The sequence below is a fragment of the Yersinia ruckeri ATCC 29473 genome (genome assembly GCF_000754815.1).
In the GTDB taxonomy this organism is placed as follows: domain Bacteria; phylum Pseudomonadota; class Gammaproteobacteria; order Enterobacterales; family Enterobacteriaceae; genus Yersinia; species Yersinia ruckeri.
On the sequence record NZ_KN150747.1, the window covers coordinates 2,046,791 to 2,058,866 of the forward strand.

The window sequence follows — 12,076 nt, forward strand, 5'->3', positions numbered from 1 at the left end:
ACCGTCTTCCAGCACACATCGGCCTGTCAGACTAGTCAGGATGATGGTGATGATGGTGATTAAATTGAACGCGGTTCATAATGTGTTCTCGCTTGAGGTTGACCGGCTCAGTGCCAGTCACCAGAATATGTCGTTTTCTCTGTCAATCAACCTAAACCATCTGGCAATGTGAAAGCAACCTTTTTTTATTAAGGTGATGGTTATTCGCATGATAGCCGGTATTAATTCATCTTGTTGGTGTTATCGCGAGAATTTTGTCAGTCAATGTTTATCAGTGTGACATTTACCTTATTATACATTGGTATTATCGTGGTTAGAGGCTAGTTTGCCATAATGAATACGAGTCGGATTGAGTGCAGCGCTGAAAGTGCAGGCATCAGGTTCATAAGATTGAGCGGTATAGACTGCATAAGCAGGAGAGCGGATTGATGAAAAAGGTCGCTATCATTGGTTTGGGCTGGTTGGGTATGCCGTTGGCACAAGCGTTGATCCGGCGGGGGATTCAGGTCGTGGGCAGTAAAACGACACCTGATGGTGTCGATGCTGCGAGAATGAGTGGCGTTGAGTGTTATCAGTTGGAATTGACGCCGGATCTTATGTGCGATCCGGAAGATTTACCACGGTTATTCGATGTCGATGCATTGGTGATCACATTGCCAGCCAGCCGTACCGCAGAGGATGGCGATGGTTATTTTCTGGCGGTTCGCGAGGTGGTGGACAGTGCGTTGGTATACGGTGTACCGCGTATTATTTTTACCAGTTCTACCTCGGTTTATGGCGATACTGTGGGGCAGGTAAAAGAAGATTCTCCTCTGCGCCCGGTATCTGGCGCGGGTAAGACGTTGGTGGCGTTGGAGCAATGGTTACATCAGTTGCCTCATACATCGGTAGATATTTTGCGTTTAGCGGGGTTGGTGGGAAATGAGCGCCATCCTGGGCGTTTTCTGGCGGGTAAAACGGCAGTGAAAGGTGCCTCTCAAGGAGTTAATCTGGTGCATCAGGATGATGTTATTGCCGCCATTGAACTATTGCTGAATTTACCTAAAGGTGGACATATTTATAATCTCTGTGCGCCTAAGCATCCGGCCAAAAAAGATTTTTACCCTGAATGTGCTCGTGCTTTGCAACTCACGCCGCCGAAATTTGCGCCTGAAGATGGAGTGCAGCCCAGCCGTCTGGTCGATGGCAGCCGGATATGCAGTGAGTTGGGTTTTGAATATATCTATCCGGATCCAGAGAGAATGCCGGTAAGTTGATGTTTTAGTTAAGGAGATGGATCAGATTTTAGTTAATCATCGTACGATTAATGTTGCATTCCGAGATCGCTACTGAAATCTGATCCATTGAAAGGCTGTGTACTTAGCTTAGCCCAATCTCTACCACTTGCTTAAACGCTGGGCGTTGGCTGATTTGTTGATACCATCGCTCCAGGTGTGGGTAATGACTGCGTTCAATAGGTAAATTGAACCAGGCATAAGCCATGCAACCTAGCGGAATATCGCCAATACCAAAGTGTTGACCGGATAAGTAAGGCTGCTTTTCCAACGCACCGTTCGCGATACCCATCAATGCATCCCATTCTTTGAGACCCTGCTGAATCTTCGGTTTGTCTTGCTGTTCCGGTGGAGTACGCACTAAACCGATAAAGGCAGCCTTGAACGGAGCGACAAGTGCATGAGTCCAATCCATCCATTTTTCGGCGCTGGCGCGCTGTTGGATATCAGATAGGTAAAGTGTACTTTTTTCACCGTACTTCAACGCAATATAGCGCACGATCGCGTTAGATTCCCACAAAACAAAATCATCATCTTGCAGGCAGGGAATCAGTCCGTTGGGGTTGAGCGAACGGTAGCGGGGTTCGTTCAGTTTGCCGAACTTGCCACCAGCATCAATTTGCTGATATTCAACGCTCAACTCGGTCAGGCACCACAACACTTTTTTTACGTTGGTGGAATTATTTCGACCCCATACTTTCAACATTGATTCCTCACTTATTGACCTGAAATAACTAGGTTTAACCGAAACGTCAGTGCCACTATAGGCCGGTTTCTCAGCCTAAAAAAGAGGGATTATGTCGCGGATATTCACTGCGCCAGTGAACCATATTCCAATCATGGAGAATTGCCAGATCCGCTAACTGATTGCTGGGATTGATAACCGTAGCATAATCAACAAACTCCAGCATTGCCTGGTCATTTATCGAGTCGCTATAGCCATAAATATTGGCAAAAGAAAGATGGGGTGAATTTGTTAGCCAATGGTTGATGCGCAGCACCTTGCCTTCGCGAAACGTGAGTACGCCGTAGGTTTCACCGGTAATCCGGTTATCTTCCAGCGCGACGCCAATGGCCAGCGCCGTGTCGGCACCTAAATGGTGGGCAATTGGCGCGACCAGGTGTTCGCCACTGGCAGAGATAATCAGAATATGGTCTCCCCGCTGTCGGTGCCAATCTAATTGCTCCCAGGCTTGTGGGTAAACTCGTGGCAGAATTTCCTGTTGAATAAAGTGTTCAATCCAAGTTGCCACTTCCTGCGTTGAATAGCCCACTAATGGAGCCAGTGTAGCGTGCATATAGCATTCCATGGAAAGTTGGCCACGGTAATAATCCTTCATCAACGCCTGTTCTTGTTCCAATAAGGATAACGGAGCCAGGTTCTGTGTGACCAGCCAGCGCAACCATAGGCTAGCGCTGTCTTCGCTAATTAGCGTTTCATCTAAATCAAACAAGGCTAAGTCCATCGGTTACCTCTCAAACATTCAAGATAATTAAAGCGCTGCAGTCGAGGAAATGAGCCTGAATCGGGGTGACTGCTGCGGTAAACCATTAATCGGTAGAGTCATGCTTTAAATGAAGACTGGGTGGTTAATTAACGACTCTAGCCAAGAATACGAAGTATTACGATTTTGCGGCGTAGGTCATAGCAAAAGATATTTCTGTTTTTATCCCCCAGTTTGGCAATAAATCGTGCCAAGAGATTGAGTGAGAAATATGACCGTTTCATGGCATAAGTCGGTTTTTTTACAGTTTTTTTGGATCTTCTTGCGGCTGCGGCAGATATCACTCGTTATGAAAGAAATAACATAGAACTTAAAGATATTGGTGTAGGTAAGATTTTGCGTGTTAATTATTTATATCTTTTAGGTATTGATTGTTGATTATATAGACGAAAACGCTATTAAAGATGGCGTATTTTTACACCGCCAGAATTTTGTATTCAGTCGGTTTTCTCTACTACTTAGGGGCTGATTATGTTTGTTATTCGTTTGTATTGTTGTCCGGTATTTATGGATTTTAAGCAGGATAAAAAGTCGAATAATCATACTACTGGAGTAAAATATGCGTCACCAACCCACACCCTATCGCCTGCCTCTGCTGGATCTGTCCCAGCTTAAACGCGGAGAAACCGAGCGTCAGGCGTTCTTGACTAGATTACGTCATGCTTCGCGAGATATCGGTTTCTTCTACCTCACTGGACACGGGGTGAACCCCGAGCTTTCCCGGCAAATACAGCTTCTGTCCCGACGTTTCTTTGAGCTACCTCTAGCCGATAAACTGGCGGTACAAATGGTACATTCCCCGCATTTTCGTGGCTACAACCGGGCGGCAGCGGAATTAACCCGTGGGCAACCCGACTGGCGTGAGCAGTTCGATATTGGCGCGGAACGTCCTCCGTTGAAACTTCTTCCGAAAACCCCCGCTTGGGCACGGTTGCAGGGGCCAAATCAATGGCCGCCAGCCTTACCAGAATTAAAGCCGCTTTTGCAGCAATGGCAAGCCGAGATGACCCTGATGGCACTACGCTTATTACAGGCTTTTGCACAGGCTCTGGAGTTGGACGAACACGCCTTTGATGAGTTGTATGGCGATAATCCCAATGAACATATCAAATTGATTCGCTATCCGGGGCGTGAAAATACCCAAAGTGGGCAGGGTGTCGGTGCGCATAAGGATTCTGGCTTCCTGACTTTTTTGTTACAGGATGAACAAAAAGGATTACAGGTTGAGGTGAATGATGATCAATGGATTGATGTGGAACCGTTGGAGAATACCTTTGTCGTGAATATCGGCGAATTGCTGGAGTTGGCGACCAACGGTTATCTACGCGCCACGGTACACCGGGTTGAAACGCCGCCAGCAGGTATTGATCGTCTATCTATTGCCTTTTTCCTTGGTGCGCGTCTGGATGCGGTCGTACCTTTGTATCCGCTTCCCATGCATCTGGCGGCAGAGGCCTACGGCCCCGCCAGTGATCCTCTCAATCCCCTATTCCGCGATGTGGGCCTTAACTATTTGAAGGGACGTTTGCGTTCTCATCCTGATGTTGCACTGCGCTACTACCCCGATCTGTTGGCTACCGCAGAACGGGCATTTTGACCCTCTTTTTGACAAGTCATCCATTACGGGTTAATTCTGCCCCCGGTGAGTCATTTTTGTTACCTACCGGGGGCAGAGAACGGCTGGGCAAGACGCCAGTGGCAGAACTCATTTGCTTCGATACATTATTGCCTTGCTATTCAATGAGTTGGTAAAATGATTCACACGATATTGGCGGACGGCAGATAAATGACGTCAAAGATCAACGACCCAATGCAGGGCCGTTGCAGGATTTCAACATTATTCTGGCTGGGATTAACTGGCCAATGCCTGTGCCAGATCGGCGATCAGATCTTCAGTGTCTTCAATTCCGATAGAAAGACGTAATAACTGCGGCGTGATGCCGTGTTTAAGGCGGATCTCCAAGGGGATAGAAGCATGAGTCATGCTGTAGGGTTGGCTGATCAGGCTTTCTACGCCCCCCAAACTTTCCGCTAAAGTAAACAGATGGGAACCCTTGATGACCTGACGGGCATACTCCGGTTCACCTTTCAGGCGTACTGCAATCATGCCGCCAAAACCAGACATTTGTTTGCGAGCCAACTGATGTTGCGGGTGGCTTTCAAGCCCCGGATAATACACCGCTTCTACCTGCGGCTGCTGTTCCAGCCAATGGGCAATCCGCAGAGCGCTTTCATTATGACGAGCCATTCGCAGTGCCAGTGTACGTAGGCCACGGAGAGTCAGGAAGCTGCTGAACGGATCGAGAATCCCGCCAACCGCGTTGTGTAAAAATCCTAATTGCTCTGCCAATTCTGGATTATTTCCTACCGCAGCGACCCCAGCCACCACATCTGAATGGCCGTTGAGGTATTTAGTCGCCGAATGCACCACAATATCGAAACCTAAATCCAGTGGGCGTTGGATATAAGGCGAGGCAAAGGTGTTATCCGCCACACTGATTAATTGATATTTCTTGGCAATCCCGGCGATGGCCGCTAAATCGGCCAATTTCAGCAACGGATTGGTCGGCGTTTCCACCCAAATCATTTTGGTATCCGGCTGAATAGCTTGTTCCAGTCCGTCAGTATCTGCCGGTGAAACATAGGTAACGCGCAGGCCAGCGGTGCGATTGCGCACTTTTTCCAGCAGGCGATAGGTGCCGCCATACAGGTCGTCAACGGCCACAATATGGCTACCTTGATCCAATAATTCCAGCACTGTCGAACAGGCGGCCAGACCGGAGGCAAAAGCATAGCCACGACTGCCGTTTTCCAGCTCGGCAATCGCCTTCTCTAACGCGCTGCGGGTGGGGTTACCACTGCGGGAATATTCGTAGCCGGTGTGTTCGCCCGGTGCGGGCTGGGCGAAAGTAGAGGTGGCATAAATTGCCGGCATGACGGCACCGGTGCTATCTGGGGTATAACCTGCATGTACAGTCAGAGTGTCAAACTTTGCCATGATTAGATCCTTGAAATATAAATTAAGCCAGAGCCTGGCGGCGGACATTTAGCACATCGGTGCGGGTAATCAAGCCAAGGAATTGCTCCCCGTCCAGCACGATAGCCACATGTCCTTGATCGAAGGTTGAGAGTAAGTCAGCGTAACTTGCTTCTTTTTGTAAGGTTTTCACTTGCTGCGTCATCGCCTCGCTGGTTGGTAAATTGAAATGGCTGGCATTTTCCTGCACCTTATTGAGCAGGTCCCACTCGTCAATCAGGCCAACCACTCGTTCGTTTTCCAGCACCGGTAATTGGGAAATATCGTAAAGACGCATGCGCGCGTGTACTACTGCTAGTGAATCATTCGGTGAAACCGAAACGGTGGCACCTGTCTGATGGCTGTAGGTAATGTAATCGCGCAGATCGCCGTGTTGAGTGCGAGCCAGCAAACCCTGTTCCAGTAACCAGTAGTCGTTAAACATTTTTGAGAGATATTTATTGCCGCTATCGCAGACGAAAGTGACCACTCGTTTAGGTTCAGTTTGTTCTTGGCAATAGCGCAGAGCCGCCGCCAGCAGCGTTCCGGTAGAAGAACCGGCCAGTACGCCTTCTTGTTGCAGTAAGCGGCGGGCAGTAGTAAAGGCTTCAGCATCATCAATTTGATAGGATTTGGTTACCAATGAGAAATTACTGAGCGGGGGGATAAAGTCTTCGCCAATACCTTCTACCAGCCAGCTCCCAGCTTCACCGATGCGAGCTTTCATCACATAATCGGCCAGAATAGATCCAGCCGGATCGGCCAAAACAAACTCAGTGTTGGGGGAGATTTCGGTGAAATACTGGCTTAAACCGCTGAGTGTTCCACTGGAACCGACGCCAACGACGATGGCATCGACCTGACCTTCCATTTGTTCGAATAGTTCCGGGCCGGTGGTAGTGCGGTGGATCGCAGGATTGGCTGGATTATTAAATTGGTCAATATAAAACGAACCGGGTATTTCCTGAGCCAAACGCAGCGCGTAATCCTGATAATACGCCGGGTGACCTTTACCGACGTCGGAGCGGGTGAGTAGCACTTGAGCACCCAACGCCCGCAGATGGAAGATCTTTTCTTGGCTCATCTTATCCGGCACAACCAATACCAGTTTGTAACCTTTTACTGCCGCGACCAATGCCAGACCCAAGCCGGTATTACCGGCCGTAGCCTCGATAATGGTGCCGCCTGGCTGTAGGTGACCGTCATGTTCGGCCTGCGTAATCATAGATAACGCCACACGATCTTTAATCGAACCGCCAGGATTTTGATTTTCTAATTTAACGAACAACTGGCAAAGGCCAGTATCAAAATGCGTTAATTCCAGCAGAGGTGTGTGGCCAATAAGATCGATAACCGAACGTGGGATTGCCATAATAGCTCACGAATCCAAAAGAATGAGTAAACAATGACCGAATCATAGCCCTAGTTTCTTAGTCACTAAAAATAACAAATAACCTTCTTATATTTCTTTTTGTTATATGAACGGGGGGTTTTAAGATGCTTGGGTGCTTAGATGGCTGGCGGTATAGACATTGAGATGTTTAGCTGTGTGGCCGTTAAAGTGGAGTGAAGCGTAAATAAGCGCAAAACATCACCCCATTAGTGCGGTTATCGGATAGATTTAAAGGAGGTATGAGTTTTTGACCCAGTTAAGATCTCTATCTCAGTGAAAAAGTGCGATTTTTCGCTAATTGGATAACAACTTAGTTTTGGGAATACCGCTTATTTCCGATTATTTGCAAGGATACTCTGGCGACCTCATGATGAAATATACAATCTCCTCCAAGCTAAAAAATGTCACTTTCAGTGCTGGTTTATTGCTATTGACGATGCCTGCCGTCAGAGCGGCAGACGAGCAACCGGCGCCTCCTATTGATGCCAAAGCTTATGTCTTGATGGACTTTAACAGTGGCAAGATACTGACGCAGGGTAACGCCGATCAGCGTCTGGATCCGGCGAGTCTGACAAAAATCATGTCCAGTTATGTGATTGGTCAGGCGATCAAAGCTGGCAAAGTTCATCCTGACGACATGGTGACGGTAGGTAAAGATGCCTGGGCGACCGGTAACCCGGTGCTGCGTGGTTCGTCATTAATGTTTTTGAAACCGGGTGATCAGGTAAAACTTCTGGATCTGAATAAAGGTATTGTTATTCAGTCAGGTAATGATGCCAGCATCGCGTTGGCTGATTATATTGCCGGTAGTCAGGACAGTTTTGTCGGGCTGATGAACAACTATGCGAAAGCGCTGGGGTTGGATAATACTCACTTCCTGACGGTACATGGCCTGGATGCTGAAGGGCAATATAGCACGGCGCGTGATATGGCGGTGCTGGCGCAGGCTTTGATTCGCGATGTGCCGGAAGAATATGCATTACATAAAGAGAAAGAGTTTACCTTTAACAATATCCGCCAGATAAACCGTAACCGCCTGTTATGGAATACTAATCTCAATGTCGATGGTGTAAAAACCGGCCATACCGCCGGAGCTGGACATAATCTGGTGGCATCGGCTACCGATGGCCCAATGCGTTTGATTTCCGTGGTTTTGGGGGCACCGAGCGATCGAGTTCGTTTTAGTGAGAGTGAGAAGCTATTGAGCTGGGGATTCCGTTTTTATGAAACGGTTGTGCCAATTAAAACCGATAAGGCATTTGTTACGCAGAAAGTCTGGTTTGGCGATATTGGGCAGGTGGATTTAGGTGTTGCTCAGAATGCGGCTATTACCATTCCCAAAGGGCAAATGAAAAACCTGAAAGCCAGCTACAAACTGGACTCAACCGAGTTGCGAGCACCATTAGCCAAACATCAGAAAGTGGGTGTCATCGATTTTCAGTTGAATGGTAAAAGTATTGAACAGCGTCCGCTGGTGGTGATGAACGAAGTGAAAGAGGGCGGTTTCTTCAGCCGTATGTGGGATTTCGTGATGATAAAATTCAGTCAATGGTTTGGCGGTATTTTCGCTTAGTTCTCGAATAAATAGTCGTTAAATAAACAACAGGGCCGTTGATAACTACGGCCCTGTTTTATTTCAGTTTGGTTGATGACCGATCAATTTATTAATAGAATCATCAATCACATGGCACGATTTTAATTGCCAGACCACCGCGGGAAGTTTCACGGTACTTGGCGTTCATGTCTTTACCCGTTTCGTACATGGTTTCGATCACTTTATCCAAACACACGGTCGGCTCGCTGGTACGGCGCAGGGCCATACGGGCTGCGTTAACTGCCTGAACGGCGGAGATAGCGTTACGTTCGATACAAGGAACCTGAACCTGTCCGGCTACGGGATCGCAGGTCAGACCCAAATTGTGTTCCATCGCAATTTCTGCGGCGATACACACCTGTGCCGGGCTGCCGCCCATCAGTTCGGCCAATCCTGCGGCTGCCATGGAACAGGCTACGCCGACTTCCCCCTGACAACCGACTTCAGCTCCGGAAATGGAAGCGTTCATTTTATATAACGCACCAATGACGCCGGAAACCAAGAAGAAGCGACTGTAAGAGTTTTCATTCACCGGACGGATAAACTTATCGTAATACGCCAGCACAGCCGGAATAATGCCACAGGCCCCGTTAGTGGGAGCCGTCACGACTCGGCCTCCGGCGGCATTCTCTTCGTTAACTGCCAACGCGAACATATTGATCCAGTCGACAACCATCATTGGATCGGTGTTGTTTTTATCGTTGGTCACCAACATGCGACGCAACGCTGCGGCGCGGCGCGGGATACGCATTGGGCCAGGTAATAAACCTTCGGTATTGATACCGCGTTCGATACCGTTTTTCATCACTTCCCAAATGGCGGCAAAGTGAGCGTTAAGCGCTTCTTTGGTGTGTAGTGCCAACTCATTTTGCAGCACCAGACCGGATAGCGACAGACCGGTATCTTTACAGTGTTTCTGCAAATCACGGGCATAATTGAACGGATAAGGTACCGAAATCTCGTTGCTGTCTGCTTTACCAAAATTTTCTTCATCAACGATAAAACCACCGCCGATAGAGTAATAGGTTTTACTGAACAACAGATTATCATTGGCAAAGGCACTGATAGTCATGCCATTTTCGTGCAGCGGCAAGTTGGTTTCGCGAAAATTCATTCCCCCTTGCAGCGGGAAATCCACTTCATGCGCGCCATTTGCCAACAGTAGACGTTCGCGGTGCTCAACATCGCGGATAAATTCCGGAATGCTATCGATATCAACACTATCCGGCAGATTTCCCGCCAAACCCATGATAATGGCGATATCGGTATGGTGACCTTTACCGGTCAAAGACAAAGAACCGTAAACATCAACGGCAATTCGGGTGATGGCAGAAAGATGCCCAAGCTTGATCAAGTCATCGGTAAACAGCTTGCCAGCCTTCATCGGGCCGACGGTGTGGGAGCTGGAAGGACCAATACCAATCTTAAAAATGTCAAAGACGCTGACCATATACTCGCCTCCTTAGTGTTAAAGGCGTTAATTATGAAAGTGCTTACATTACCGTGGTAGTAGAAGCCGGTACGATCGCACCGGCTTTTGATGCATTAATTCTGCGGCTTACTGTGCATTGGCACAGTGAGCTTGGCCAGCTTGGAACACTGGCCAGACAGGATTATTTAAACAGGCTGAACAGGATTGCAGAGATTGCAATCAGACCCATAATCACAACGAATACGTTACTGATGTGACCACTGTATTTGCGCATTGCTGGAACTTTATGAATGGCATACATCGGCATCAGGAACAGAATCATTGCGATAACCGGGCCACCCAGCGTTTCGATCATGCCCAAGATACTTGGGTTCAGAGTCGCAACAATCCAGGTAGACACTAGCATGAACAGTGCAGTCAGACGGTTCAGTTTGTCACCATTGATGGTTTTGCCACGGCTACGCAGAGACTTGATCACGATACCGTTGAAACCTTCACGCGCGCCAAGGTAGTGGCCGAGGAAAGATTTGGTAATAGCGATAAAGGCAATAACCGGTGCCATATAGGCAATCATTGGTGTATTAAAGTGGTTAGCCAGATAAGACAGAATAGAAATGTTCTGTGCTTTGGCTTCCATCAGATCTGCCGGAGACAGGCTCAGTACGCAGCTGAATACGAAGAACATCACGGTCAGAACCATCATGATGTGGCTGTATGCCAGAATGCGTGAGCATTTCTTCTCGGCGTCTTGGCCGTATTCTTCGCGTTTTGCTACAGCAAATGCAGAGATGATAGGGGAGTGGTTGAATGAGAACACCATCACTGGGATAACCAGCCACAGCGTCATTAACATACCATTGCCTACGCCATTACCGTCGAGAGACAGATTCTGGAAGATTGCGCTGCTCCAGTTTGGAATCAGGTACACCGCCAACAGCATCAGTACCGCAACAAACGGGAATACCAGAACGCTCATCGCCTTAACGATGAAATGTTCACCGAAACGAACAATACCCATCAGGCCAACGATCAGAATCAGGGACAAAATTGCCCGAGGTGGTGACGGCAGGTGCATTTGGTGGGTAATAAAGCTATCAACGGTGTTAGTGATAGCAACGCTGTACACCAACAGAATAGGGTAGATAGCAAAGAAGTAAAGCAGGGTAATCAGTTTACCCGCGCCAACACCAAAGTGTTCTTCAACAACTTCGGTGATATCTTCACCAGGATTTTTACCTGACAGCACAAAACGGCACAGGCCGCGGTGAGCAAAGAAAGTCATCGGGAAGGCGATGATAGCCATCACGATTAATGGCAGTAGGCCACCGATACCGGCGTTGATAGGCAGGAAGAGTACACCTGCGCCGATGGCAGTGCCGTATAGACCCAGCATCCACATGGTGTCGCTTTTACGCCAGGTGCTGGTAGAGGTTTTTCCCGTGGAGGCAATGGTGCTGGTTTGAGTAGTGTCCATAAAGGTCTCCGATTTGAACACGAAATTAAAATCCGAAAGTTAAATATCTGTCAGTGCGTTATTAAGTCGCCTAATCAGATGATAAATTCAGTCAAAGTGATGCGTTTTAAATCATATCTGGTTGTTATTGGGTTCCCGTGGCAGTGCAAATTACCTGAAGCCGTAAAATAAAATTTAATCCGCGTTGAGTAATGACTCTGCTCTCTGCCGATATTTTTGTGATTCTAATGCGTACCCTAGTTTTTGCTGGCGGCAAGATAGCGATTCATAGTGAAAAGTACCGTGATCATGCTCCCAAATGCAGAATAAATGCCAATAAAGCTAGTTGTTATGTATTTATATCTAATTGTTACAATAATGTTTGGTGTTTTGTCCTGTTAATCACGTG

General features: G+C 47.9%; 10 protein-coding genes and 1 other annotated feature (1 of these 11 only partly in view). Of the genes, 3 read left to right on the forward strand and 7 right to left on the reverse strand.

The annotated features are described in order from the left end of the window. Positions 1 to 56 (reverse strand) — a sequence feature (His leader region) (it extends 73 nt beyond the left edge of the window). Then, a complete protein-coding gene (hisL, locus tag DJ39_RS17915) occupies positions 32 to 79 on the reverse strand; it encodes a his operon leader peptide (RefSeq protein WP_002231208.1) in 48 nt (15 codons plus the stop codon). Its footprint overlaps the feature before it by 25 nt. Before the next feature lie 349 nt (positions 80 to 428). On the opposite strand from hisL, the gene DJ39_RS09125 reads away from it, so the two are divergent. After that, entirely contained in the window at positions 429 to 1,256 is an 828-nt protein-coding gene (locus tag DJ39_RS09125; RefSeq protein WP_004717214.1) for an SDR family oxidoreductase, read from the forward strand. Positions 1,257 to 1,359: 103 nt separating this feature from the next. Here the strand turns inward: DJ39_RS09125 and DJ39_RS09130 are convergent, their stop codons facing one another. Further along, the gene (locus DJ39_RS09130; protein ID WP_004717216.1) at positions 1,360 to 1,980 is read right to left on the reverse strand and encodes a glutathione S-transferase; all 621 of its coding nucleotides are present in this window, start codon (positions 1,978 to 1,980) and stop codon (positions 1,360 to 1,362) included. Positions 1,981 to 2,050: 70 nt separating this feature from the next. Beyond that, positions 2,051 to 2,740: an HAD family hydrolase gene (locus DJ39_RS09135; RefSeq protein WP_004717218.1), complete on the reverse strand. Its 690-nt coding sequence runs from the start codon at positions 2,738 to 2,740 to the stop codon at positions 2,051 to 2,053. Positions 2,741 to 3,338: 598 nt separating this feature from the next. Between DJ39_RS09135 and DJ39_RS09140 the strand changes: the two genes are divergently transcribed. Beyond that, the gene (locus DJ39_RS09140; protein ID WP_004717224.1) at positions 3,339 to 4,376 is read left to right on the forward strand and encodes an isopenicillin N synthase family dioxygenase; all 1,038 of its coding nucleotides are present in this window, start codon (positions 3,339 to 3,341) and stop codon (positions 4,374 to 4,376) included. A gap of 255 nt (positions 4,377 to 4,631) precedes the next feature. Here the strand turns inward: DJ39_RS09140 and DJ39_RS09145 are convergent, their stop codons facing one another. Both DJ39_RS09145 and DJ39_RS09150 read right to left on the reverse strand, forming a co-directional pair. Further along, positions 4,632 to 5,777 carry a trans-sulfuration enzyme family protein gene (locus DJ39_RS09145; protein ID WP_004717226.1) on the reverse strand — a complete coding sequence of 382 codons (1,146 nt, stop codon included), beginning with the start codon at positions 5,775 to 5,777 and terminating at the stop codon, positions 4,632 to 4,634. Between the two features lie 22 nt (positions 5,778 to 5,799). Continuing rightward, positions 5,800 to 7,167 carry a pyridoxal-phosphate dependent enzyme gene (locus DJ39_RS09150; protein ID WP_004717228.1) on the reverse strand — a complete coding sequence of 456 codons (1,368 nt, stop codon included), beginning with the start codon at positions 7,165 to 7,167 and terminating at the stop codon, positions 5,800 to 5,802. Between the two features lie 388 nt (positions 7,168 to 7,555). Between DJ39_RS09150 and DJ39_RS09155 the strand changes: the two genes are divergently transcribed. After that, positions 7,556 to 8,761, forward strand: a complete 1,206-nt coding sequence (locus tag DJ39_RS09155; protein ID WP_004717230.1) for a serine hydrolase — start codon at positions 7,556 to 7,558, stop codon at positions 8,759 to 8,761. A gap of 103 nt (positions 8,762 to 8,864) precedes the next feature. Here DJ39_RS09155 and DJ39_RS09160 read toward each other — a convergent pair whose 3' ends face one another. Beyond that, the gene (locus DJ39_RS09160; protein WP_004717232.1) at positions 8,865 to 10,232 is read right to left on the reverse strand and encodes an L-serine ammonia-lyase; all 1,368 of its coding nucleotides are present in this window, start codon (positions 10,230 to 10,232) and stop codon (positions 8,865 to 8,867) included. Positions 10,233 to 10,395: 163 nt separating this feature from the next. Beyond that, entirely contained in the window at positions 10,396 to 11,688 is a 1,293-nt protein-coding gene (locus tag DJ39_RS09165) for an HAAAP family serine/threonine permease (RefSeq protein ID WP_004717235.1), read from the reverse strand. Between the last annotated feature and the right edge of the window lie 388 nt (positions 11,689 to 12,076).